22 protein-coding genes are annotated in these 23,804 nt (G+C 66.3%); 10 read left to right on the top strand and 12 right to left on the bottom strand.

Annotated features, from left to right (window positions below):
* Nucleotides 1-114: 114 nt before the first annotated feature.
* Entirely contained in the window at nt 115-1,170 is a 1,056-nt protein-coding gene (locus tag ACFC4D_RS18545; RefSeq protein ID WP_376064902.1) for an NAD-dependent epimerase/dehydratase family protein, read from the bottom strand.
* A 198-nt stretch (nt 1,171-1,368) separates the two neighbouring features.
* Nucleotides 1,369-2,565: a low temperature requirement protein A gene (locus ACFC4D_RS18550; RefSeq protein WP_376064904.1), complete on the bottom strand. Its 1,197-nt coding sequence runs from the start codon at nt 2,563-2,565 to the stop codon at nt 1,369-1,371.
* Between the two features lie 186 nt (nt 2,566-2,751).
* Between ACFC4D_RS18550 and ACFC4D_RS18555 the strand changes: the two genes are divergently transcribed.
* The 4 genes from ACFC4D_RS18555 (at nt 2,752) to ACFC4D_RS18570 (ending at nt 6,483) form a co-directional block, all read left to right on the top strand.
* Complete coding sequence (locus tag ACFC4D_RS18555; RefSeq protein ID WP_376064905.1) at nt 2,752-4,272, top strand: multicopper oxidase family protein; 1,521 nt, start codon at nt 2,752-2,754, stop codon at nt 4,270-4,272.
* Nucleotides 4,273-4,367: 95 nt separating this feature from the next.
* On the top strand, nt 4,368-5,099 hold the full coding sequence (locus ACFC4D_RS18560) for an ABC transporter ATP-binding protein (RefSeq protein WP_376064908.1): 732 nt from the start codon (nt 4,368-4,370) through the stop codon (nt 5,097-5,099).
* Entirely contained in the window at nt 5,096-5,884 is a 789-nt protein-coding gene (locus tag ACFC4D_RS18565; RefSeq protein WP_375967835.1) for an ABC transporter permease, read from the top strand. Before ACFC4D_RS18560 ends, ACFC4D_RS18565 begins: the two co-directional genes overlap by 4 nt.
* The gene (locus ACFC4D_RS18570) at nt 5,881-6,483 is read left to right on the top strand and encodes a TetR family transcriptional regulator (protein ID WP_364643068.1); all 603 of its coding nucleotides are present in this window, start codon (nt 5,881-5,883) and stop codon (nt 6,481-6,483) included. The genes ACFC4D_RS18565 and ACFC4D_RS18570 overlap by 4 nt, the downstream gene beginning before the upstream one ends.
* A 63-nt stretch (nt 6,484-6,546) precedes the next feature.
* Here ACFC4D_RS18570 and ACFC4D_RS18575 read toward each other — a convergent pair whose 3' ends face one another.
* Genes ACFC4D_RS18575 through ACFC4D_RS18585 form a run of 3 tightly spaced genes read right to left on the bottom strand, consistent with a single transcriptional unit; the run spans nt 6,547 to nt 9,531 of the window.
* The gene (locus tag ACFC4D_RS18575) at nt 6,547-6,768 is read right to left on the bottom strand and encodes a Trm112 family protein (RefSeq protein WP_364643070.1); all 222 of its coding nucleotides are present in this window, start codon (nt 6,766-6,768) and stop codon (nt 6,547-6,549) included.
* A 10-nt stretch (nt 6,769-6,778) separates the two neighbouring features.
* Complete coding sequence (locus tag ACFC4D_RS18580; RefSeq protein ID WP_376064911.1) at nt 6,779-7,342, bottom strand: GtrA family protein; 564 nt, start codon at nt 7,340-7,342, stop codon at nt 6,779-6,781.
* Nucleotides 7,339-9,531, bottom strand: a complete 2,193-nt coding sequence (locus tag ACFC4D_RS18585) for a hypothetical protein (protein WP_376065525.1) — start codon at nt 9,529-9,531, stop codon at nt 7,339-7,341. Before ACFC4D_RS18585 ends, ACFC4D_RS18580 begins: the two co-directional genes overlap by 4 nt.
* Nucleotides 9,532-9,896: 365 nt before the next feature.
* Here ACFC4D_RS18585 and ACFC4D_RS18590 point away from each other — a divergent pair, with 365 nt between their 5' ends.
* Together ACFC4D_RS18590 and rffA are read left to right on the top strand one after the other, a co-directional pair.
* A complete protein-coding gene (locus ACFC4D_RS18590; RefSeq protein WP_376065526.1) occupies nt 9,897-10,931 on the top strand; it encodes a glycosyltransferase in 1,035 nt (344 codons plus the stop codon).
* Nucleotides 10,921-12,060, top strand: a complete 1,140-nt coding sequence (gene rffA / locus ACFC4D_RS18595; RefSeq protein ID WP_376064913.1) for a dTDP-4-amino-4,6-dideoxygalactose transaminase — start codon at nt 10,921-10,923, stop codon at nt 12,058-12,060. The genes ACFC4D_RS18590 and rffA overlap by 11 nt, the downstream gene beginning before the upstream one ends.
* Before the next feature lie 64 nt (nt 12,061-12,124).
* Here the strand turns inward: rffA and ACFC4D_RS18600 are convergent, their stop codons facing one another.
* A complete protein-coding gene (locus ACFC4D_RS18600; protein ID WP_376065528.1) occupies nt 12,125-12,742 on the bottom strand; it encodes a methyltransferase domain-containing protein in 618 nt (205 codons plus the stop codon).
* 168 nt (nt 12,743-12,910) lie between these two features.
* Entirely contained in the window at nt 12,911-15,874 is a 2,964-nt protein-coding gene (locus tag ACFC4D_RS18605; RefSeq protein ID WP_376064916.1) for an AMP-binding protein, read from the bottom strand.
* A gap of 476 nt (nt 15,875-16,350) precedes the next feature.
* Here ACFC4D_RS18605 and ACFC4D_RS18610 point away from each other — a divergent pair, with 476 nt between their 5' ends.
* From ACFC4D_RS18610 to idi, 4 genes are all read left to right on the top strand, one after another.
* Nucleotides 16,351-17,757 carry a family 2B encapsulin nanocompartment shell protein gene (locus ACFC4D_RS18610; RefSeq protein WP_375967844.1) on the top strand — a complete coding sequence of 469 codons (1,407 nt, stop codon included), beginning with the start codon at nt 16,351-16,353 and terminating at the stop codon, nt 17,755-17,757.
* 12 nt (nt 17,758-17,769) lie between these two features.
* Nucleotides 17,770-18,093: a hypothetical protein gene (locus tag ACFC4D_RS18615; RefSeq protein ID WP_376064919.1), complete on the top strand. Its 324-nt coding sequence runs from the start codon at nt 17,770-17,772 to the stop codon at nt 18,091-18,093.
* 92 nt (nt 18,094-18,185) lie between these two features.
* Nucleotides 18,186-19,055 carry a geranyl diphosphate 2-C-methyltransferase gene (locus tag ACFC4D_RS18620; protein WP_364643083.1) on the top strand — a complete coding sequence of 290 codons (870 nt, stop codon included), beginning with the start codon at nt 18,186-18,188 and terminating at the stop codon, nt 19,053-19,055.
* A complete protein-coding gene (gene idi / locus ACFC4D_RS18625) occupies nt 19,052-19,621 on the top strand; it encodes an isopentenyl-diphosphate Delta-isomerase (protein ID WP_364643085.1) in 570 nt (189 codons plus the stop codon). The genes ACFC4D_RS18620 and idi overlap by 4 nt, the downstream gene beginning before the upstream one ends.
* 5 nt (nt 19,622-19,626) lie before the next feature.
* On the opposite strand, the gene ACFC4D_RS18630 is transcribed toward idi, so the two are convergent.
* The 5 genes from ACFC4D_RS18630 to ACFC4D_RS18650 form a co-directional block, all read right to left on the bottom strand.
* Nucleotides 19,627-20,004 (bottom strand): hypothetical protein, encoded by a 378-nt coding sequence (locus tag ACFC4D_RS18630; RefSeq protein ID WP_376064922.1) that lies wholly within the window; start codon nt 20,002-20,004, stop codon nt 19,627-19,629.
* 278 nt (nt 20,005-20,282) lie between these two features.
* Nucleotides 20,283-20,741, bottom strand: coding sequence for an RrF2 family transcriptional regulator (locus tag ACFC4D_RS18635; protein ID WP_376064925.1), 459 nt, complete (start codon nt 20,739-20,741; stop codon nt 20,283-20,285).
* Nucleotides 20,742-20,831: 90 nt separating this feature from the next.
* Complete coding sequence (locus tag ACFC4D_RS18640) at nt 20,832-22,322, bottom strand: NCS1 family nucleobase:cation symporter-1 (RefSeq protein WP_375967853.1); 1,491 nt, start codon at nt 22,320-22,322, stop codon at nt 20,832-20,834.
* Between the two features lie 80 nt (nt 22,323-22,402).
* Nucleotides 22,403-23,128 carry a GntR family transcriptional regulator gene (locus ACFC4D_RS18645; protein ID WP_364643091.1) on the bottom strand — a complete coding sequence of 242 codons (726 nt, stop codon included), beginning with the start codon at nt 23,126-23,128 and terminating at the stop codon, nt 22,403-22,405.
* 126 nt (nt 23,129-23,254) lie between these two features.
* Nucleotides 23,255-23,773, bottom strand: a complete 519-nt coding sequence (locus ACFC4D_RS18650; RefSeq protein WP_376064928.1) for a hypothetical protein — start codon at nt 23,771-23,773, stop codon at nt 23,255-23,257.
* Nucleotides 23,774-23,804 lie beyond the last annotated feature (31 nt).

The raw sequence follows: 23,804 nt of genomic DNA on the forward strand, positions 1-23,804 counted from the left end.
ACGCCGGGATGACGGTAGGAATGCCCAGGCGGGGTGACGGGGGGAAATGCCCAGGCGGGGTGACACTTGGAAAGCCGCACGCGCCAGGCAGATCGCACGCTCGGAGGACGAGGGTCAGCGCCAGGTGGGCGAGCCCGTGGCCGCGGCGGCTCGGAGCGGGGCGTGGGCGAAATCGGCCAAGCCGTCAGCCGGGGTGATGGCCGCGGTGAACCCCAGTGCGTGCCGGGCTTTTTCGGGGCTGGCGACGATGTGGCGGACGTCGCCGGAGCGGTAGTCGCCGGTGACCACCGGGGGTTTGCCGCCGCTGGCGGTGGCAAGGATTGACGCTACTTCGCCGATGGTGATGGGGTGGCCGGAGGCGATATTCAGCGGGGTGAAGGCCGCGAGGGGTTGTTCGAGCGCTGCGACATTGGCGGCGGCGATATCGCGGACGTGCACGAAATCCCGTGCCTGGCGGCCGTCTTCGAAGACGCGTGGGGATTCGCCCGCTTCCAGACTGGAGCGGAAGATCGCGGCTACACCGGAATACGGTGTGTCCCTGGGCATATCGTCGCCGTAGACATTGTGGTAGCGCAGCGCGGTCACGGTCGAGCTCGTCGCGGTCGCCCACGCCAGCGCGTAATGCTCCTGTGCCACTTTGCTAGCCGCGTAGAGGCTGCGCGGGTGCAGGGCGGCGGACTCGTCGATGGGAATCCAGTCCAGAGCGTCGCCGGAAGCCGAGCGATGGTCGAAGACGCCGCGATCGAGGTCGGCGCGGTCGCGCGGGCCGGGGATGAAATCGGCTGCGGTATCCCGGTATCGGCCTTCGCCGTAGACCACCATGGAGGATGCCAGCACGAGGTGGTGGCAGTGCGCGCGATCCATGGCGGCGAGCACGACGGCGGTGCCGAGATCATTGTGCGCGGCGTACGCGGGCGCGTCCTGTGCGCTGACGCCCGCGCCGACGACGGCGGCCTGATGGCAGACGGCGTCGATACCGCGCAGGTGCACGTCGAGACCGTCCGGATCACGCACATCCAGCAATGAGACGCCGGGCGGCGGGGTGGCGTCGAATCCGTGCGCGGCGGGCAACATGAGGTCGACGGCGATCACCTCGTGCCCGGCCGCGGTGAGCGCGCGGTGAATGTGTGAGCCGATGAATCCGGCCGCACCCGTGAGCAATACCCGCATATCAGGCCCTACCGATCGAGCGGCCGCTGAGATTCCAGGTCATGGGGTCGATTGTGGTCGCAGGACGCGGAACGGGCCTCCCCGGACACGGCGTGGCGCGGATTCGTCAGCGTTTGGTCATTCCCTCGGCGCGACCGAATTCGTCCGCACCGTATGCACGATCGGCGCGTGGCGCAGGCGCGGGCTGATCCCGGCCCGCTACCCGCGCGGTCGGCGGACGCGCGCTGCGACAGGTGAGTGGCTCAGGTATTTGCCCATTTCGCCGTCGCGGATGCTGAGGACGTCGTCGAGGATGACGAAGGCGTAGCCGACCAGCACCAGCACCGCCAGCTGCCCCCATGCCACCCAGAGCACGCCGATGGGCGCGGTCGCGAGCACCGCGACCGCCCCGATCAGCCGCAGCCACGGCCGGGGCAGGCCGAGTACCCGGCGGAAGACGCACTGCCCGAAGAAGTACAGCGCCACACCGCCCGAAAGTGCCAGGGCCGCGGCGGTGCTCGCGGATTCATTGCCGTGCGCGATGGTCATGCTGATGCCGGCGGCGGTGAGGATGATGCCGACGAGTAGTACGTAGAAGGCGTAGTCGTAGGCGACCAGCGCGGGCCGGGTGCGGTCAACGGGTGCCAGCGCCGCGAGCGCGTGTTCACCGCGTTCGTCGTCGAGGCCGAAGAACGCCCACCACAGCACGTACACCAGGGTCAGGCCGAGCGCGACGGTCGCGACCAGCGCGGGGGTGATGTCCTCTCCGGCGAGTCCGGTGCCCAGCGCCACCACCGATTCACCGAGCGCGACGATGATGACCAGGCCGTGCCGTTCACAGAAGTGTGCGACCCGGACCGAGAATCCCTCCGGCCCGAACAGGTACGGGGTGATGATCTGCACGCCGAAGGCCAACCCCCACAGCAGGTATCGCGGCCATTCGTGAATCAAGCCGCCGCCGAGCACCAGGGCCGCGGACAACAGATTCACCGGGCCGATCTGGCGGATGCCCGCCGATCCCGCACCGCCCGAGGTGGCGAACATGAGCGTGTGCACGGTGTTGATGAGGAAGTACGCGAGGCCGAAGGCCAGCCCGCTGCCGGTGAACGCACCCGGAATCGACAGCGCCAGCACGAAGAATCCGAACATGCCGATGAGCAGCCAGGTGCGGCGGTTCGAACTGTTCGGCGCGACCTCATTGGTGAGCCAGACGTATCCGGCGTACATCCACCAGATGATGCCGAACATGAGTGCCACCTGGCCGAGCGCGGTCCAGCCCGGGTGGTGGGTGAAGGCGTGGGTCAGCTGGGTCATGGTGAAGACGAAGACGAGGTCGAAGAACAGTTCCAGAGTGGAAGCACGCACTTGGCCGCCTTCGGCCGCGTCCTCCATCGCACCGGGATAATCGCTGGTCACGCCGGAAATCGTAAAGGCTGAACCGGTATTTCACCATTCCAACCAGCCGGTATTCCACGGATTGGCTACCGCCCCGCTACGTCCGGGACGGCGGATCGACCAGGGGTGCGGCTCAGGGATAGATGGGTGCCGCATGGGGGCTCGCACCCGATGTGCCGAGGGCTCCGCACTTCCTACCGTCTGAGCATGGCGTTCGGCAGGTCGCGGCTGCGGCGAATTCTCTTGATTCTCAGTGTGATCGCGGTGGCGGTCGCGGCGGTGGTGGGCGGCGGGTTCGCCTGGGCCTATACGACCGCCGATGTCTCCACCGTGGGCGCGGTCGAGTTCACCGATGAGCTGAGCGTGCCACCGCTCGCGCCGTCGACCGTCGACGCGGACGGAACCCGCGTATTCCAGCTCGACATGCGCTCCGGGACAAAGGAATTCCAGCCCGGTAAAGCGACTTCCACCTGGGGTTTCAATGGCGACTACCTCGGACCCACATTGCGTGCGCAACGCGGTGAACGAGTCCGGGTGCAGGTGCGCAACGGACTGACCGAGGCGTCGACGGTGCACTGGCACGGCATGCATCTGCCCGCCGCGATGGACGGCGGCCCGCATCAGATGGTGCGGCCGGGGGCTACCTGGACACCGCAATGGCAGGTGGATCAGCCCGCGGCGACGCTCTGGTATCACCCGCATCCGCACGGGGCCACCGAATCTCATGTGCGCATGGGCTTGGCGGGCATGTTCCTCATCGATGACGACGCCAATGATCCAGGGGCGCTACCGCACACCTACGGCGTCGACGATATGCCGCTCATCGTGCAGGATGTGAAGTTCAAGGGTGCGCAATTCGCCACCGGCCGTGGGATGTTCGCCGATATCGGCGTACTTGGGGACCGGACCGTGGTCAACGGGGTGCTCGCGCCGTATCGGAACATCGGTGATGAAGCGGTGCGATTGCGGCTGCTGAACGCCTCCACCGCAAGGGTTTACAACTTCGGGTTCTCCGATGCCCGCCGCTTCACGCTTGTCGGCACGGACGGCGGTCTGCTGGCGCAACCGGAAAGCCTTGACCAGCTGCGACTTTCGCCCGGTGAGCGCGCCGAGATCGTGGTGCGATTCCAGCCCGGCGAACGCGTGACGCTGCGCAGTGATCGCGTGGATCTGGGGATGGATTTCTTCGGGCAGCGGTTCAGCGGCGGCGACGATCGCTTCGATCTGCTGGAATTCCGTGCGGCACAGACGCTTCGGCCCTCGCCCGCGGTACCCGCCGCGCTGGTCGCCGCACAACTGCCCGATGCCGGGGCCGCGGTCCAGCAGCGCGATTTCACCCTGGAATTCGGCAAGATCAACGGCAACAAGATGGCCATGGATCGCATCGACGCCACCGTCGTACGCGGCAGCACCGAATCCTGGACGGTGCGCAATGCCGACGGTATGCCGCACAACTTCCATGTGCACGATGTGCAGTTCGCGGTCGTCGAGGTCGACGGCCACGCGCCGCCGCCCGCCCTGCGCGGGCCGAAGGACACCGTCTTCCTGCCGCCGGGCGGCACGGTGAAGCTGGCGCTGCGGTTCGACGGACCGGCCGATCCGAATACCCCGTACATGTTCCATTGCCATCTGCTCTGGCATGAGGACCTGGGCATGATGGGCCAATTCGTGGTGGTCGAGCCGGGGCAGCAGGCCGGGCAGCCACCGCATCAGCACTCCGGACACTGATCGCGTTCTCCGAGCGGGTCTTGCGCGCGGACCCATACCCGGCGCACAATTCATCACGTAGTGAATTCAACACTCGATGAATTGAGGGTGACCCAGTGACGGCACCGAGCCCAGCGCCCGCCATAGCGATCGACCACCTGCGGGTGGATCGCGGCGGGCGGCAAATCCTGCAGGACATTTCGCTGACCGTGCCGCGCGGCAGCATCACCGGACTCCTCGGGCCGTCCGGCTGCGGTAAGACCACGCTCATGCGCAGCATGGTGGGCACGCAGATCATTGCCGCGGGCACCGTGCGGGTACTCGGCGAGGAGGCCGGATCACCCGCGCTGCGCCGCAGGGTCGGTTATGTGACCCAGGCGCCGAGCATCTACGACGATCTGACCGTCACCGACAATGTGGCGTATTTCGGTGCGCTGTACGGCTGTTCGGCCGGGGACGTCGAATCCGCCATCGCCGCTGTGGGTTTGAGCGGGCGCGCCGGGAATCGCGGCAATCAGCTCTCCGGCGGACAGCGCACCCGGGTATCGCTGGCCTGCGCCTTGGTCGCCGATCCCGAACTACTGGTGCTCGATGAACCGACCGTGGGCCTGGACCCGGTCCTGCGCGCGGATCTGTGGACGCAGTTCCACGCGCTGGCCGACCAGGGCCGCACCCTGATCGTCTCCAGCCACGTCATGGATGAGGCCGAGCACTGCGATCAACTGCTGCTCATGCGCGAGGGACAGCTGCTGGCTCAGCTCAGCCCCGCCGAATTGCGCTCGGACACCGGCGAATCCAGCCTCGAGAACGCCTTCCTGGCACTGATCAAAATGGGAGAGAAGTCGTGACCACCACCGTGTCGCGCCCGGCCGGGCCGAAACCGCTGCGCTGCTACGCCGCCACCACGCTGCGCATTCTGCGCCAGCTGCGCGCGGATCGCCGCACCGTGGCCATGATCCTGCTGGTGCCCGCGCTGCTCATGACGCTGCTGTATTTCGTGTACCAGAACTATCCGACCGCGCCGGGCGCGCCGCGCCTGTTCGATCGGGTCGGGATCACCATGCTCGGGGTGCTGCCGTTCGTGGTCATGTTCCTCATCACCGCGATCGCCATGCAGCGCGAACGGGTTTCGGGCACCTTGGAGCGGTTGATGACCACGCCGCTGTCGAAACTGGATCTGCTCGGCGGGTACGGGACGGCGTTCTCCATCGCGGCGGCGGGCCAGGCGGTGATCGCATGTCTGGTGGCGTTCTGGCTGCTGGATCTGAACGCGGCGGGCAGTCCGCTGCTGGTGGTGCTGATCGCCGTGGTCGACGCCGTGCTCGGGGTGGCGCTGGGGCTGCTGGCCAGCGCTTTCGCGCGGACCGAATTCCAGGCCGTACAGTTCATGCCCGTGATCGTGCTGCCCCAGTTCTTCCTGTGCGGACTGCTGGTTCCGCGCGGCCAGCTGCCCGGCTGGCTCGAGGCCATCAGCAATGTGCTGCCGCTCAGCTATGCGGTGGACGCGCTGCAGCAGGTGTCCACGCACAGCGGAGCGACCGGGGTGATGTGGCGCGATATCGCGATCGTTGCCGGATTCGCCTGTATCGCATTGGGTCTGGGCGCGGCCACGCTACGGCGGCGCACCGCGTGAGCGTCGAGGGCAATTCCCGGAGCGGCCGGCGACCCGGCCGCTCCGGCACCCGCGAGGCGATTCTGGACGCCGCGCGAGTGCGTTTCGCCGAAGTGGGTTTCGATCGGGCTTCCATTCGCTCGATCGCGACGGCCGCGAGCGTGGATCCCGCACTGGTGCACCACTATTTCGGCACCAAACAGGAATTGTTCACCGCCGCACTGGAAATCCCCATCGATCCGGACGTAATCCTGGCCCGCATCGCCGCCGCACCCCTGGAAGAGTTGGGCGAGACCATCATTCGCACGGTCGTCTCGGTCTGGGACTCCCCCATCGGCGTTCAGGCGATAGCGGGCTTCCGCACCCTGCTCACCACTGCCGACCCGGCCCTGGCCCGCGCCTTCCTGCTCGAGGTCGTCCTGAAAGACGTTCGCGCACGCGTGGATTCACCCCCGGGCACCGGAGCCAAACGCGCCGTCCTGGCCGCCTCGCAGCTGGCCGGACTCCTCGTCACCCGCAAAATAGTGCCGATAGAGCCGATTGCCTCCATGCCCGTGGAGGAGCTGGCCGCCGCCGTAGGCCCCAACATCCAGCGCTACCTCACCGGCGACCTCGGCTAGCCGAACCCTCTCGACAGCACGGTCGACCGCCGCGATGAACGCGGTACAGAGATACCGGTGCGATCAGACCTGGGTGAGGAAGGCGGTGTGGTCTTCGTCGGCGACCGGACGGGCTTCATCGGCCAGCAGGACCGGGATGCCGTTGTCGATGGGGTAGGCCAGACGCAGGCGGGGGTTGTAGAGGAAGGGATCGCCCTCGGCGTTGCGAACCAGGTGCAGCGGGCCCTTGTCCTGCGGGCAGGCGAGCAGGGTCAGCAGCGTGGGGTCCAGGATTTCCTCCGACATGAGGGTCAACCTACCGGTCCGCCGGGGCGGGGTGGGAATCGGTGCGGCGGAAGGAGATGTGGCGGTGGCCGAAGAAGCTCGCCACCGCCACCAGCGCCATGACCACGACGGCGGCGGGGCGGGCCGGGGCGTGCAGGACGGAGACGGCGAACTGGAGCAGGGCCATGTTCAGGACCATGCCGACCGAGTTGACGCCGACGAAGGCGACGAAATCGCGCAGCAGATGACCGCGCACCCGGAAGACCAGGGTGCGGTGCAGGCCGAAGGCGATGAATACGCTCACCGTGTAGGCCAGCGCCACCGATAGCGCGGCGGCGACATCCTTGGACACCATGCCGTTCAGCACGGTCAGCCACATGATGGTCAGGGCCATGCCCAGCAGCGTGTTGAACCCGCCGACCAGCGCGAAGGCGATTTCCTGCCGCCGCACCAGCCGCAGCAGCGGACCGGGCGGAGCGCTCACCGGCTCCGGGTCGGCCGCTGCACCGGCCGTGCTCGCGGCCACCGCACCATCGACATTCGACGATGCGGCGCGCAGGTCGTCGGACGTGCCGACGGATCGTTCGGTGGTCACGAAACCGATTCCGCCAGTTCGCGTTTCGGGTCCGGGGTGATCGGGCCGGTATCGTCGCCGCCGTCGTCACCGTCATCGCCGTCGCGGCGGGAGCGCAGGTAAAGCCATTGCAGAACGCCGATGCCGATCAGGCCCGCCGCGGCCGCGCCGATGCCGATCTTCCAGCCCGGCGGACGCCAGGTGACTTCCAGTTCGGCGGCCTTGGTACCCGCCGGGATATCGACGGCCACAAAGGATTTCGCGACCGTGGTGAACGGGATCGTCTTACCGTTCAGGGTGACGCGGTAACCGGGCCAGCCCAGGCGGGCGAAGGTGATGCGGCCGCCGGTCTCCGAGGACACGCGCACCACGCTGCTGGTGCCGGATTCGGAGAGCGATGTGGCATCCACATTGTGGGCGTCACCGATGCGGCCGTTGACCGTGGAGATCGGGCCGCCATCGCGCTCGAGCACCCAGATGTACTTCTCATGCCCGGGCACCGGGGTGAAATGCCAGCCCTCCGGCGCGGGTTCGTTCCCGGCCTCGGGGAACATGGCCTTCTGCAACACGATTCGATCGATCAGCATGAGATCGGCGAGCGGGCGGCCGGTGGTCGGTTCGGGGGCGAACATGCGCTTGTACGAGTCCGGGCAGGTGCTGCCGTCCCAGCGCATGCACAGCATTTCACCGAAGTAGAAGTGCCCGTTGGGCGTATAGCCGTTCACGTAGTCGAGTTCGAGATCCTTGGCGTAGTTGCCCCACACCAGCGATCCGTACGCACCCTCGAGGCTCTTGTCGGCGGGTTGCAGCAATCCGCGATCACCGAGCTGCAGCGTGGTGCCGGTGGTGAACTTCGGGAACGCCGCCTTGGCCTCCTCGCGGTCGGCGGGCAGATTCCACGACATCGGCGTCGGCTGCACCGACCGCACCTGGAAGTACGCGATCGGGAGCATGGCGACGATGGTCAGCGCGACCGCCGCCGCCGTACCCCGGGTGCGGCCCAGCCACACCACGCCCGCGACCAGCGCCCCGACCACGAGCGCGGACAGCACATGCCAGAGCACATCGTGCGGATCGGCGGAGAAGGTGCGCACCCACAGCAGCAGGATCAGCACGCCCGCGGCGATCCCGCGATTACGCCAGCTCTGCACCGTGCCGAACCGCCCGAGCAGTACGCAGACGAGCACCAGCAGGCCCAGCGCCAGCATGGGCAGTACGCGCGCGGGCCAGCGCAGCGGTCCGATGGTGCCGGGCCCGGCGGTCCACATGAGCATCACCGCGGCGAACAGCGCGATGGAGGTGAGTTCCTTCCACTGCGCCTTGGCCGCACGCCAATCCACGAACGCCAGCGCCGGAATCAGGAACCACGCGATGTAGACCATCGGCAGCGGCTGGATATAACCCCACCACGAGTTGAATGCGGGCAGCGTGCTCGGCAGGCTGGCATTGAGCGATTCCGACCACGGCACCGTGAGGAACTGGTCGTTATTGATCTGCGAGGTGCCGCGCCAGCTGACCTTCGCGGACAGCATGCTCGGCAGGAAGGTGATCAGACCGGCCGCGCCCGCGGCGGCAGCGGCGGCGGTGAGCCGGGCCAGCGGAGCCCAGGCCGCACGCCCGCGCCACACCAGTTCCCCGACCGCGACCGCGACCAGCATGATGGCGGCCTCGACCGCCGGGAACACGTACTGCACCGAGATCGCCAGGTACAGGTACACGAAGACCGGAATCGGCCCGCCCTTACCGCGCGCGTACCGCACCGAGGACGCCCAGGCGTGGATCATCCACGCGGTTCCGCTCATGGCGGTGAACCAGCTGGCCGAATCGAAGAACAGGAAGAATCCGGTGAAGGGGAATGCCACACCGGCCGCCGCCGCCCACTCCGGGCGCGAGCCGTACGCCAGGCACACCCGGTACACCCCGAGCCCGGCGATAATGGCGAAGATCAGTTTGACGATGGTCGCGTACACCGCGAGGTTCGGCACCGAGGGCGCGATCAGATCGATCAGCAGCTGCGGCGGGTTGAACAGTCCCGCTTCCTCATTGGTGTAATTGCCCGACATCCACTGCTGCGGCAGCAGGAACGGGAACTGGCCGTCGCGGAAGGCGCGGCCGAAGAACACCCATAAACCGGTGTATTGGGATTCGCTGTCATCGGTGTAGAAGTGGCGGGCATTGGCCAGCAGCACCGCGATATAGCCGAGCGTCACACCGACGGCGGTGACAACTCCCCAGCGGTATACCTCGCGTCGCGCCGGCTGTTCGGCGGGTTCGGTTCCGGTGGTCCCGGCCACCGTCGAAAATGCGCTTTCCACCACGAGTTCCAGACCCTACAGGGCGTCGCGCTCGCGGGCATCAAGCTGTGCGGCAATGATGATGGGGTGATGATCTCTCGCCCCGGAAGCCGCGACCTGCACCGTGTTAGAGTTCTCCGCGGCTCGGGCTCTGTAATTTGGCGTGGAGTACCGGCGCGCTCCGTCATCGAAAGTCGATCCAGCTGATGCCGATTCCGTCTCGCCCGCTCCGCGCGCAGACCGCTCCGAGCGTCACCTCCGGCCCTTCCGGGTCGGCGCGGGTGCACGCCGTATCCGTTGTCGTACCCGTGTATCGCGGTGAAGACACCATTGCCGCGCTCGTCGCCGAGCTGGACAAGCTCAGCGGTCCGGTGCGCTCCCCCGCCGGGGCCGAATTCACCGTGAACGACATCGTGCTGGTGCACGATCACGGGCCGGATCGTTCCGATGTGGTGTTGCAGGAACTCGAGCAGACCTATCCGCAGGTGCGGGTGGTGTGGATGAGCCGCAATTACGGACAGGACGCCGCCACCATCGCGGGTATGGCCGCCGCCGACGGCGACTGGACCGTCACCATGGATGAGGACGGGCAGCACGATCCGGCGTTCATCGGTGAGTTCCTGGACGCGGCGCTGCGCGAGCGCGCGGATCTGGTGTACTCCAAGCCGGTCAATACCCGGCCGCACGGCTTCCTGCGCAATATCACCTCGCGCGGAGCCAAGATCGTGCTGGCGACCATTTTCGCGTTCCCGGATTCGACCCGGTTCGAGAGTTATCGGCTGATTCGCGGCGATATCGCGCGCCAGCTCGCGCAGGTCGCCTCCAACGGCGTGTATCTGGATGTGGCGCTCACCTGGGTGGTGAGCGATGTGGCGCAGGTGCCGGTGCAATTGCGCGCGGAGGGACGTGAGGAGTCCGGGTACAACTACCGGCGACTGTTCTCGCTGTTCTGGAAGATGGTGTTGTGCAGCGGAACTCGCGGGCTGCGGCTGGTGAGCATGCTGGGTGTGACGCTCGCGCTGGCGGGCGGCGGTATGGCGGCGTGGGTGGTCTATCACAAGCTCACCGATAGCGGCGGCGATCCCGAGGGCTGGGCTTCGCTGATGACGGTGCTGCTGCTGTGCTCGGGCGCGGTGCTGTTCTCACTCGGCCTGATCGCCGAATATCTGGGTGTGGCCTTGCACGTACTCGTGGGCAAACCGCTGTATCTGACGGTAGATTCGCCGACACCGCGACCGGTGCAACAGCATTCGGAGCACGCGGACAAGCAATTCCAGTACGCAGGAGCGAGGGGGAACGACCCGGGTGAGCACTGATCGCATCATCTTCAGCCGTCCGTTCCGCGCCACGGGTGAGCTGGCGAACGTCGAGGCCGTGCTGTCGTCGGATCACAGCCACGGCGACGGTCCGTTCACCGCGGCGGCCACCGCGAAACTGCGCGATATCACCGCCGCGCCGTACGCACTGCTGACCACCTCGTGCACGCACGCCCTCGAAATGGCCGGGCTGCTGCTGGAACTCGGGCCCGAGGACGAAGTGATCGTGCCGAGCTTCGCGTTCACCTCGACCGCGACGGCGATGGCATTGCGCGGGGCCACGGTGGTGTTCGCCGATATCGATCTCGCGACCGGCAATATCGATCCGGAGTCGGTGGCCGCCGCGGTCACCCCGCGCACCAAGGCCGTGGTGATCATCCACTACGGCGGCGTCGGCGCGGATATGGAACGGCTGCAACAGATCGCGGACGCGCACGGTCTCGCGCTGATCGAGGACACCGCGCACGGATTGGGCGGCACCTGGCGCGGACGGCAACTGGGCACCATCGGCACGGTCGGCGCGCTCAGCTTCCACGACACCAAGAACGTGCACTGCGGTGAGGGCGGCGCACTGCTGCTCACCGATGAGATCCTCATGGCGCGAGCGGAAATCGTGCGCGAGAAGGGCACCGACCGGGCGCGCTTCCTGCGCGGCGCGGTGGACAAGTATTCGTGGCAGGACATCGGCTCCAGCTATCTGCCGAGTGAATTGAACGCGGCGGTGCTGGACGCGCAGCTGGCGGAATTCGCGACGATTCAAGCCAATCGGCATCGGGTGTGGGATCACTACGCCGCCGCGCTGCCGGACTGGGCCGCCCGCAATGACGTTCAGCTCATGACGGTGCCGGAGGATCGCGAGCACACCGCGCACCTGTATTTCCTGCGCGTGCCCTCCGAGGGCCGCCGCGATGACCTGATCAAGCACCTTGGCGCACAGGGCATTTCGGCCCCGTTCCACTACATTCCGCTGGATTCCAGTCCGGCCGGATTGAAGCTGGGCCGCACGCCCACGCCCTGCACCCGCAGTGCCGAATTCTCCGGAACCATTGTGCGCCTGCCGCTGTGGCCGGGGCTCACAGAACAGCAGCTCGACCGCGTGGTCGAGGGCATCACCGGCTTCACCGTCTGATCCTGAAATCCGGCCCCTCGTTCGGGGGCCGGATTTCACGCGGTTCCGGTTCCGCCGCCCCGGATCAGTTCTTGGGCCGAGCGATGAGCAGATGGCCCGGAACCGGCTTATGGTCCACCGCACGGTCTTCCACGACCAGCCCCGCAGCCTCCAGCGCCGCGATCACCTCCGGAACCGGCCGCAGCCGGAATCCGAATTCGGTGAACGGCATCTTGGCCATACCGTCGGGATCCCCGATTCCGATCACGGCTCGCCCCTGCGGTCGCAGTACGCGCGCGAATTCCGCACAGACCCGGTCCAATTCGGGCACGAAGTAGATGGTGTTCACCGTGATCGCCGCGTCCAGACTGGCTTTGGCGAACGGCAGTTCGGTCAGCGACCCCTCCATCACATGCAACCGGCCCGCGCCGATCTGCGCGGCGAATCCGGCCCTGGCCCGGTTCAACATATCCGGCGAGATCTCCACGCCCTGCACATTGCCGGTCGGCCCGACCTGATCCAGCAGCAGCGACAATCCGACCCCGCCGCCGAATCCGATATCGGCCACCGTCTCCCCCGCCACCGGTGCGGCGGCCCGCACCGCCTCCTCGATCAGGAACCGATTCACCCGATTGAGCATCAGCGCGGTCCCCTTACCCAGCAGACCATGCGGATTGCCGAGTTGACCGGCAACAGTGGACATCACACGTGCGGCAAGCGGATTCACTCCTCGATGCTACCGGCGTGGCTCCGCCGCAGCCGCCGACCGCGCCCCCGACTTTCGGGGATATGCCCGAATTCGGGGAATCCCTAGACTCGGTCACTACAGCGGCGATCGGCCGAACCCCGACCCGGCCGATCGTCGCTGGTATCAGGCGAACAGTCGGGTCGCCAATTCCTCGGTGAGGACTTCGTAGTTCTCGGTTTCGCGGTTGTACCACCAGGTGAGCTCGCCCGGTTCGGGGCGGCCCGCGGCCTGAACGGCCTTGGTGGAGGGACGGAAGGTGGAACTGCGCGGGATATCGTCCACCACGTAGATGAGATCGGGGCGCTGATCCGGGGGCAGGTCACGCAGCGCCTCGGTGACATCCTTGGGAGTCAGGCGCATATCCGCGCGGACACTGACGGCCGCCACCGCGAGCGTGCGATTGCCCGCCGGAAGACCGTAGGCCACTTCGAGATCCACCGCGGTGATGTCATTGAGGACATCGACGATGGGCTTGGTGTACACCGGCCCGCGCGGGGTGTGGATGACGGTATCGCGGCGATCCATGAGCCAGTAGTCGCCATCGCTGTCGCGGCGGAAGAGGTTCTCCGTCGGCATCCAGGCATCACCGGGGGTGAAGACGCCGCGCAGGCCGCCCGCCGAGAGATCGACGGTATCGGACGCGGTCCCGATGAGCAGACCCACCTCGTTATCGGCGCAGCGGCGGGCGAAACCATTGTCCACGACCTGGATCTCATCGGAGATCGGATCGTAGGCGATGAGCTCGACCTTGGCGGTGCCGGGGACCGGGCGGCCCTTGGAACCGATCTTCGCGCCGGAGACGTTGGCGAGCACCACATCTCCCTCGATGGAGGCGTAGAACTCCAGCACCCGGGCGGGAGCGAAGCGATCCTGGGTGCGACGCCACAGCCCCGCGGGCATACCGGAACCGATGAAGAGACGGATCGGGTGCGGGTGGCCATTGGGGAAGGTGTCGGCGTCGAGGATGTCGCGCAGCATGGTCCAGGTGTAGGTGACCACGGTGACGCCGTAGCGGTGCACCTCCGCGGCGAACTGCGCCGGATCCAGCGAGCGGGCCAGCGCGATACGGCTGCCGCCTGCCACCGCCCCACCCAGGCTCACCAGTAATCCGGACGAATGGTGCAGGGGCGCAAGGCAGTACACCGTATCCTTGCGGCCGAGATCGGCGGCCGAGGCGGTGCCGAAGGCGGACAGCGCCCAGCGGTGATTGGTGACGTACTTGATGTCGAAGCGATCGCCGGTGCCGGTCACCAGGATGAACGCCAGTTCGCGGGCCAGGCCCGGATTGGGCTGATACCAGGCGGGCACGGCGACCTGCGCCGGATCGATCTGCTCGAGATCGGTGACATCGCAACCGGCCGGAATATCCAGTGCGCGTGCGTCACCGCCGCCGAGCACCAGTACGCGACTGCCGGTGGCGGCGGCATCCTTCAGATTCTCCGGATCGGCGATCAGCAGTTTGGTGCCGGTCAGTTCGACGACCTTGGTCAGTTCGCTCTTGGGTGCGAGCAGCACCGCGACCGCGCCGAGCCGGGACAGTGCGGCGATGGCGACCATGGCGCTGGGCCGGGTCTCCATGACGACGCCGACCCGGGTGGCCGGTCGCACCCCGGCGGTGATGAGTCCGCGCACCACATTGTCGATGCGCTGGTTCACCGCGAAATGCGTGTGCACCCGATCCTCGAAAAGGAAGGCTTCCCTTTCCGGTCCGCGCCGGGCCTGTTCGGACAGTAGGCGGCCCAGGGAGATTCGGGTGTGCGGTTGGATCATGCCGAGCCGGGTCAGCCGCGGCAGGGCGCGCGCCGCCTCACCGGTCAATTCGACTGTGCCGCGCAGGGTTTGACTGGCGACGCCCTCGATGGTCTTACTCAGTCCGGCGCCCGCCTCGGCGAGGCTGCCGACGGCGTGCACGGCGCGGGTGAGCCCGGTGCTCGGACCCTTGCGCGCCACTTCCTGACTCATCGGCACCACCTGGGCGGGCTGATCGCCGCCCTGGCTGAGCCAGTTCACCCAGTCGCGCACCACGGGCCAGGTGTACTTGGTGGCGGTGGAACCGGAGACCAGGCCGAAATGCCCCGCCACCACGCTGGCTTCGTACACATCGGCATTGGGTGCGGCGCGCACGATACCGCGCACGGCGGCGGGCTGGCCGATATCGTCGACCTCGCCGACGAAGGCCAGGATCGGGCATTTGAGATCCGCGAGTGAGATCGGCTGATCTCGAATGACGAAGCCGCCCAGCATCATTCGATTGTGCTTGATGAACTGCCGGAGCAGATCGGTGAGCGCGGGGCCCGGATACCCCAGCCAGCCGTCGGCCTCGAGGAAGCGGCGCTGGCGTTCCTTGGGCAGCAGCGCCTCCCGGTCGTGCAGCTGGCGCAGGAAGTCGATGCGCGCCTTGGCGGTCTTGACCGGGTCCAGGGCCTGAAAGCCCAGTCGCACCATGGAATCGGTGATGGGCAGCCGGTTCAGCACGTGATCGGCGAGGAATTCGGCAGCGCCGGAGGCGACCCCGTAGGGAATGCCGAACGGGATGCCCGCGACCGCGTCCACCGGGGAGCCGAAGGTGACGATGGATTCCACGCCGCTGCCGTGCCGGTAGGCCGCGGTCTGATAGGCGAACATGCCGCCCTGCGAGTAGCCCATGAGATGTACACCGCGCCCGGTCAATTCATTGACGGTGTCGATGGCGCTGCTGACCGCGAGCACATGGTCGGCGAGATCGCGATCCCAGCCGCCCTCCTCGGTGGTCGGCGAGCCGAAATCCACTACCCAGCAATCGATTCCGGCGGCCTGGAGAATGCCGACCGCCCCGTCGGCGGCATTCACGTCCCAGATCTCGGCGGTGACCATGATGGGCGGCACCAGCAGCACAACCGGTCGGTCGGTTCCCTCGGCGTCCGGGAAGTAATGCCGCAGCCGGTACATGCGTTTGCGCTCGGCTATTTCATACGGCGACGATTCGATTTCGTGAACCAGTCCCCCGAACCGGATCACCTCGAGCCCGTTCTGAGCGGTCGCCACCAGGCGCTGCATAGGACCGACAACGGACCTCGTATTGAATTTCACGGCTTCGCTCCCAGACATAATCTGCTCGTGACCTGCGTCATCCGCCCCAACGCGTCCAGATGAGCTTGCCATAGAGCCACTCTATCCCGTGGCGGCTGTGACCAGCACCATGCGTACCAGCCCCCGGGCGCGGCGAAATCTACGTACAGCCCGGTCGGTTCAGCTATTTTTGTGAAGCTGCGAATGCGGCGCCCGCCACCTGCGCCCGGCCGGTCAACACGCTGGTCGAATGCACCGCCGAAACGCTTGCGAACGCACGATTGCGAGGCGGCGAAGCTGCGACACGACGGCGATAGCAATACACCAGACATCATGTTTATGCATTTTGCTGCGGTTTCCCGATACCCGGTCCTACCATCGGTATCGCTGGAACGCACTGTCGCGCTTGTCATTTCACTACATGTCTAATTCCGCAGGCCCGTGCCGGACCTGCTCTATCGCCGTGGATTCCACCGCTTGCTGACGCGGTGGCCCTTCGAGGTGAGGACCGCAGCATGACCATTGAATTGCCCATCGAGACCACTAATCATCAGCGCAAAACCCTCAGCACCGCCGCCGCCAGCCAGCTGGCGCACACCACCAAGTCCGAACCTCAGATGCAGGGCATCAGCTCACGCTGGCTCACCCGCAGTCTGCCCTGGACCCAGGTGAAGGGCGGCGTCTATCGCGTCAACCGGCGCCTCACCCACACCGTCGGCAACGGCGAGGTGGAGTACATCATCAATGGCTCGCAGGCCCGGGTCATCCCGCTGGAGCTGCAGGAATTGCCGCAGCTGCGCGGATTCGACGACGAGGAGGTGCTGAGCGCCGTCGCCCAGCGCTTCGAGCAGCGAGATCTGGCCCCCGGCACCGTGGTTGCCGAATTCGGCAACCCGATGGACCAGGTTCTGCTGATCGTGCACGGCAAGCTCACCAAGATGGGCACCGGCGAATATGGTGAGACCACCAAGCTCGGCATGCTTGCCGGCGGTGACTTCTACGGTGATGAAACCCTCGTCGATCCGGACGCCATCTGGCCGGTGACGATCAAGACGGTCACGCCCACCACCGTGCTGGTGCTCAGCCGGCAGGCGCTCGATCAGCTCAATGATCAAATCCCGGCCCTGCAGCGGCATTTGGAGGCGGTGGCCAGCCTGCCCGCGGCGCCGCAGAACAAATACGGTGAGGCCGAGATCGTGGTCTCCTCCGGTCACTCGGGTGAGCCGATGCTCGACGGCACCTTCGTCGACTACGACGGACAGCCCCGCGAGTACGAACTGAGCCTGGGCCAGAGCGTGCTGCGGGTGCACACCCGCGTCGCGGATCTGTTCAACGATCCGATGGATCAGATCGAACAGCAGCTGCGCCTGACCATCGAGGCCATGTACGAGCGCCGCGAATACGACCTGGTGAACAACGAGGACTTCGGCCTGCTCAACAATTGCGATCTCAAGCAGCGCATCTACACCGAGTCCGGCCCGCCGACCCCGGACGATATGGACGAGCTGCTCAGCATGCGGCGCGGCACCAAACTCTTTCTCGCACACCCGAAGGCGATCGCCGCGTTCGGCCGCGAATGCAGTAAGCGCGGCCTGTACCCGGATCCGGTGGAGGTGGACGGCCATCGCGTGCCCGCCTGGCGCGGCGTGCCCATCTTCCCGTGCGGCAAGATCCCGGTGAGCGATACCCAGACCACCTCGATCATGGCCATGCGCACCGGCGAGAAGGATCAGGGCGTTATCGGCCTGCACCAGACCGGAATTCCGGATGAGTACGAGCCCAGCCTGAATGTCCGGTTCAAGGGCATCGACGATCAGTCGATCATCTCCTACCTGGTCAGCTGTTACTACTCGGCCGCGGTCCTGGTCCCCGACGCGCTCGGCATTCTCGACAACGTGCTGGTCGCACGGCAGTCCGACTGATCGGAGCAGGCCATGTCGGTGCCACCCCAGCCGGTGCCTCCGGATACACCGGAAGCCCGAGGCGCACTTGATGATCCACGCCTCGGTGTCTCGGATGCGGCGGAAGTACACCTGTCGCCCAAGCGGCTACTCGGTCCCATGGGGTTGGGGTCCGCGAGCCTGCTGGTGAATCTGCCGCCACCCGACACCTTGGCGATATCGGCGCCGCCCCGTCCCGCTCCCAGCGGGGTGGGGCGCACGCCCCCGAAATCGACCGCGGTGCGGCAGCTTTCCCATCTGTCCCCCCGAGTGCGCGCCCTGCCGGTCACCCAACTCGTCATCCCACCGTGGGGATGACGTCCGGCAGAAGATCGCCGCACCACTGAAAGCCACTGAGCCGCAGGGCTTTTCAGCTCTTGTTTCTGTCCGTATGCGAGAGGATGGTTCCCATGACCGCGCTGCACCCCGAGACCGAGGTACTGCGCACCGACTACCAGAAGTCGGTTGCCGCGTATTGGAACAACAATCCCAATGATGATCGCGTCAACACCGTGCTCGGCGAGGTGGACGGGCTCTACCACCATCACTACGGCATCGGCGCACCCGATCTGTCGGTCCTCGAAGGTCCCGAGGACACCCGCCAGGAGCGCCTGGTGAAGGAACTGCACCGGCTGGAAACCGCACAGGCCGATCTGCTGCTCGACCATCTGGGCGATGTGCGCCCGGGCGATCAGCTGATGGACGGCGGTTCCGGGCGCGGCGGCACCAGTTTCATGGCCAATCAGCGCTTCGGCTGCCGGATGGACGGGGTCACCATCTCCGAATATCAGGCCGGCTTCGCCAATGCGCAGGCCAAGGAGCGCGGTGTCACCGACAAGGTGCAGTTCCACTTCAAGAATATGCTCGACACCGGTTTCGACGCGGGTTCCAAGCGCGGCATCTGGACCAATGAAACCACCATGTACGTGGACCTTTTCGAACTCTTCGCCGAATTCTCCCGACTGCTGGAGCCGGGCGGGCGGTACGTCTGCATCACCGGCTGTTCCAATGACGTCTTCGGTGAGCGCTCGGCCGCGGTGAGCTGGATCGACGCGCACTACGGCTGCAATATCCATCCGCGCAGCGAGTACTTCAAGGCCCTGGCCGCCAATAATCTGGTGCCGGTCGCGGTGAAGGACCTCACCCCGGACACCATCCCGTACTGGGATCTGCGCACCCATTCCGAGCTGGCCACCGGCGTGGAAAAGCCCTTCCTGACCTCGTACCGGGAGGGGAGCTTCCAGTACCTGTTGATCGCCGCCGATAAGGTAGGACGGTGACCGGCACTCTCGACACTCCCGACGCCTCGGCGGCGGTCGATCGCGAAACCCTGCTCGTCGAGCTGGTGGACGAGCGGGGCCACGCGATCGGATCGCTGCCGGTGGCGGCGGCCCACACCGCGCCCGGCCAGCTGCATCGGGCGTTCTCGGTGCTGCTGTTCGATGACAGCGGCCAGGTCTTGCTGCAGCAGCGGGCCGGGGTCAAAACCCGTTTCCCGCTGCTGTGGACCAATACCTGCTGCGGTCATCCCGCACCCGGGCAGTCGGTGATCGCGGCCGCGGCGCAGCGCCTGCGCGAGGAGATGGGGCTCTCGGCCGAGTTGTTCGAGGCCGGGGCCTTCACCTACCAGGCCGCCGATCCGGCCACCGGGCGAGTCGAGCACGAATTCGATCACGTACTGCTCGGGCGGGTGGACGGCGTTGTGCCGCAACCGGATCCGGCCGAAGTGGCCGAAACCATGTGGGTGAGCATCGGCGAACTGCGCACCGCCATGTCGGCGGTTCCGGCGGGGTACACGCCCTGGCTGGCGCAGGTGCTCGATATCGCCGAGCGCGGGCGGCCCTGATCCGGTTATCCGGATCGGGACAGCAGCCAATCATTGGGTGCGAAGAGTTCGAAATGCACGCTGTCACCCGGAATCCCGGCGGCCAGCAGTTGACTGCGGACCGCCTGTAGAAACCCGTTGCCGCCGCACAGGTAGTAGTCGGCGTGCTGCGGCAGTTCGAGTTCGGACAGGTCCATCAGGCCGTGCCCCTCGGCCCGATACCACGTCCGCAGCTTCGAATCACGCAGCGCGCCAACCAGATCGGTGACGGTGTCACGGAGCGGGTGGGCGGCCGCCGAACGGTCCGCGTGCAGGACCAGGGTTCGGCGGTCGCTCGCCGTCGCGGCGAGATATTCGAGAATGCCCACCATCGGGGTGACGCCGATACCGGCGGAGATGAGCACCAGCGGGGTGGTGGCATCGGGATCGATGGTGAGATCACCGAACGGCAGGGTGATCTGCAGAGAGTCTCCCGCGCTGACGTTTTCGTGCAGCCAGGAGGAGACCTCACCCTCCGGACTGCCGTCGGCGGCGATGACCCGGCGGACCGCGAAGGCCAGCCGATGCGTGCCGGGTCGATTGATCAGGCTGTACTGGCGCAGCTGACGCGGATCTGATTGCCGCGATTGAAGCGGTCTCGCGGCATGCCGGTCATGCTGTCTCCTGAATCCTCGATCGGCGCTCAGTCGTCGACCAGCGCCATGCCCGGAAAAACCGGTAGATGCAGCAGTTCCACGGTTCGCCGGTCCACCAGATCGGCGAGGGTGAAATTGTCGAGTTCGGCGTAGAACGCCCGCTGGGCCTGGGCGAGCACGCCGCGCAAACGGCAGGCACTCGCCAGCGGGCAGGGATTCACGCCCTGGCATTCGACGACTTCGGTATCGCCCTCGAGGTCGCGGACAATGCGCCCGAGTGTGGTGGACCGTCCGGCGGGCGTGAGGAATATCCCGCCGGTCCGGCCCCGCAACGACTCCACATAGCCCAGTTCGGACAGTCGGGAGACCGCCTTGGCCACATAGTTCTCGGACGCATTCACCTGTCGCGCAATGAGTTTGGCGGTGACACGTTCCTGCGCCCGGTCACTGATCGCCAGCCGCATGAGGGCACGCAATCCGAGATCGGTGAACCGGGAAAGCTGCATACCGATCACGCTACTAATTCCGCTTCGGAAAAGCAGATTTTGCGCGTGTGGGCTTGAATACGTGAATTCATGCGGATTATGTCGGCGTCGTCACACCGTCATGGCAAACCTCGAGCGTTTGGCCAGGGCGTAGTAGATGACCAGCGCCAGACCGCAGCCGATGAACCAGCTGTACTGGGCGGCGGTGTACATACCGGTCAGGTCCTTGGCCAGTACCGGGAAGACCGCCGCGATCGCGCCGACCACCGTGGCGATGACCGCGACCGGGTTGAATCCCTTTCGGTACCAATAGCTTCCGGTCGGCGACAGGGTGAACAGCTCATCGACGTGGATAGTGCGTTTGCGGATCAGGTAGTAGTCGGCGATCAGCACCCCGAACAGCGGGCCGATGAACGCGCCGAGCACCTCGAGCGTGTAGTGGATGACCTCGGGATTGTTGTACAGATTCCACGGCGTGATGATGATCGAGCCGACCGCGGCGATCATGCCGCCCATGCGCCAGCTGATGCGCTGCGGGCTCACATGCGAGAAATCGAATGCCGGGGAAATGAAATTCGCGACGATATTGATGCCGACGGTGGCGATGGTGAAGGTCAACGCGCCCAGCACGATCGCGAAGGTGGAATCGATCCGCGAGACCGTCTCGACCGGATCGGTGATGAGCTCGCCGTACACCGGAATGGTGAGCGAGGCCGTGATGACCACCAGCAGTGAGAACGCCAGGAAGTTCACCGGCAGCCCGAGCAGATTGCCGCGCCGCACCGACTCCATGGATTTGGCGTAGCGGGAGAAGTCACCGAAATTCAGCATGGGACCGCAGAAGTACGACACCACCAGCGCGATCGCGCCCAGGATCACCGGCAGCGCGTCCCAGCCGTGGTACTTGACCGCGCCGAGCTGCAGATCGATCGAACCCCACCCGGCCTTGTAGATCAGGTAGCCGCAGAGCAGGAACATCACGACATACACTGCGGGACCGCAGAAGTCGATGAACTTGCGAATGGACTCCATGCCCTGCCAGAACACCGCCGCCTGCACCACCCAGAGCACCAGGTAGGCACACCAGCCCAGTAGTGACAGACCCAGGAAGCCGTAATCATCGGCAACCGCGTACGGGGCCAGGCTCGGCCACAATTTCACCGCGACCACGATCAGCGCCGCCGAGGCGAGGTAGGTCTGAATGCCGTACCAGGCCACCGCGATCAAACCGCGAATGATGGCCGGGATATTCGCACCGCGCACGCCGAATGCGCTGCGGCACATGACCGGATACGGCACCCCCGCGCGCTGACTGGGCGCCGCCACCAGATTGCACAGGAAGTACACGATGGTGATGCCGATGAGCAGGGCCGCGAGCACCTGCCATCCGGCCAGGCCGAGCGCGAACAGGCTGCCGGCGGTGACATAGCCGCCGACGCTGTGCACGTCCGACATCCAGAAGGCGAAGATATGGTAAGAGCCCCAACGTTGTTCGCGCAGGGGGGCCAGATCCTCATTGGTGAGCGCCGGGTCGTAAACTGGTGCGGTCGGCGGTGAATCCGGCGCGGCCGATGCCGCGGCGGGGGTGACGATATCGGTCATGGTGCATCCGATCCGAAGAGCAATGGTCGGACCAAAATAGGAAGCGGCTATTGCCCTTCCGTTGCACCTCTATTGCCCGCTCATTGCGGGATCGATATATCTTCCGGATGCACCAGCAGGCCGATATCGGTTGGCAGCGTGGCGATCACCTGCTCCAACCGGTGGTGATGCCGGCGGGCGATGGCGAGCAGCCGATCCACATCGCGATCCAGGAACGCGTCCAGCATGAGGTTGTGATCACCGTGCAGGCGTTCGCGATCCGCCTGTGCCACATGGACCATGGGCTGAATCGGCTCGGTGACATTCCAGGCCGCCTCGAGCATGTGCACGAGCCGGAACATGCGCGAGGGACGAGTCAGGGCGAGATGGAAGGTGCGGGAGTGCCGGTTGTAGGCGGTCGAATCGTCGTCATGGATGGCTCGCTCGAGTAGTTCGTTCGCGGCGATCAGGGCGGCGCGATCGTCCGCGCTCGCGTTCACGACCGCGAGGGCCAGCGCGGCCTCCTCCAAAGTCTGTCGCACCACGTACATTTCGCGGAGTTCATCGGCGGTGAGCTGGGCGACGGTGTACCCGGCGTGCTGGGCGTGCGTGACCAGGCCCTCGCCTATCAGGGTCTTGAGCGCCTCGCGGACCGGAATGTGGCTGACGCCGAACAGTTCCGCGATCTCGCGCAGCGGGATCACGGTGCCCGGCGGGGCCGCGCCATCGAGGATGACCCGGCGCAATTCACCGAGAATGATCTGCGGGCGACCCGGTTGATCGACCACCAGAGTGGCAAGCAGGGCGGAGCGTCGGCGTTGGGACATAGCGCCACGCTATGTTTCCCATGTTGGCTCCAGCGGTCGCTCGTGTCACAACCACGAAAATCCAATACGCCTCTCGAAACTCTCCGGGGTTCGGTCCCCGAGCCCCGGGGACGTGCCCCGGAGCGGTCAGATCATGCTGGCGGACAGGCGTCCCGGACCGGTTTTCACGCCCGCACCCATGCAGCCCATGACCATGTCCGGGGTCATCATCTCGTATTCGGCGACCACTTTGACGCGGCTGCCCAGGCCGAGGCCGTCCACCACTTCCATCGGGCCGACGGTGGGCTGGGACATGCCGACCGGCCACGGTGCCCACAGGGTGCTGACTTCACCGTTGTCCCAGGTGATCTTGACCGTGAGCGGGCCGTCCGCCGGATGCATGCAGTCGGACCACGCGATGTGCACGCCGGTGAAGGTGCCGCTGGAGATATTGCCCGGACCGCTGCAACCCCAGAGGCGGCCGACCGAGGTGAAGGTGAGCAGCGTCGGCTGCATGGTGATCGCGCCGTCGACCGCGGTCCAGCGGAAGTCGCCGCCGGAACAGCTGGCGATCGCATCGGCCGCGGCCACGGGGGTGCCCGTGGGGATCGCGCCCAGGGCGGCGGCAATGGTCGCGATCGCCAGGGCCTTCACTGTTTTCGGCACAGCTTCCCTCTCTCCCGATGCTCGGCATTTG

This window comes from Nocardia sp. NPDC056000 (genome assembly GCF_042269265.1).
Taxonomy (GTDB): domain Bacteria; phylum Actinomycetota; class Actinomycetes; order Mycobacteriales; family Mycobacteriaceae; genus Nocardia.